Annotated in this window: 2 protein-coding genes; both read left to right on the top strand. The window is 66.2% G+C overall.

The features are described from left to right. The coding region (gene rlmH / locus Q0C48_RS14365) for a 23S rRNA (pseudouridine(1915)-N(3))-methyltransferase RlmH (protein ID WP_291525528.1) at positions 1–424 on the top strand (424 nt) is incomplete at its 5' end. 7 nt (positions 425–431) lie between these two features. Then, complete coding sequence (locus tag Q0C48_RS14360) at positions 432–869, top strand: hypothetical protein (RefSeq protein WP_291525526.1); 438 nt, start codon at positions 432–434, stop codon at positions 867–869. Positions 870–941: the final 72 nt, after the last annotated feature.

Here is a 941-nt window from a genome sequence, read left to right as displayed (position 1 = left end):
GTCGGGCGTCGCCGAATACACCGCAAGGATGCCTCCGCAATTGCGCGTCGAATGGCGCGCACTGCCGCTGGCGCGGCGCGGGCGCAGCGGGGACCCGGTACTCTGGCGGCGCGAAGAGGGCGAACGGATTCTGGCAGCAACCCCCAGTGGTGCCGAGCGGGTGGCGCTGGAAGTGGGCGGCAAGCGTCTGGACAGCGAGGCCTTAGCGCAGTGCATCGACACCTGGTTCGCCGGCGGGCGCGATGTGGCACTATGGATCGGCGGCCCCGATGGCCTCGATCCGGCCCTGCAAGCGGACTGGCGCTGGTCCCTGTCGCCCTTGACCCTGGCGCACCCGGTGGTGCGCGTCGTGCTGGCTGAACAATTATACCGGGCCTGGAGCATTCAGGCCGGCTTACCTTATCATCGTGGCGGAGAGGAGTGACGCTGACGTGAACACGCTATGGAACCGAAGTCTCTATCCCCGCCTGGGGATGGCACTGGCCCTGAGTCTGGGTCTCAGCGCCTGCGCGCAGATGGTGCAAGTCAGCCCGCAACAGAGCGTCTCCGACGCCGTTGCCGTACAGGCGGGCCGGGAGCGCATCCTCTCCCTCTCGCCCGCGGTCAATGCGCGGCAACTGGCGCCGGCACAGAAGGCACTGAGCGCCGCGCGGGAAGCGGTGGCGCGCGGCGATTATGTGTATGCCGACCGCCAGACACTGCTTGCCAAGGTGCTGCTGGATAATATCCAGACCCGCCTGAATGCAGCAGCCAGCAGCAGCCAGCGTACCGTGCTGAAAAGTCAGATCGGCAATCTGCAAAGTCAGATTGCTACGACTCGCCAGCAAATCGACGCCACCAAGGCGCAGATCGCCAAGGAGGCCCCATGATGCACACCCGTCACCTCATCGCCGCAGTCCTGCTCATTGCGCTGCCCGGTATGGCGGCAGCCGATACCGCCA

It is taken from the genome of Acidithiobacillus sp. (assembly GCF_023255755.1).
In the GTDB taxonomy this organism is placed as follows: domain Bacteria; phylum Pseudomonadota; class Gammaproteobacteria; order Acidithiobacillales; family Acidithiobacillaceae; genus Acidithiobacillus.
This window is presented reverse-complemented; position numbering and strand designations above follow the sequence as displayed.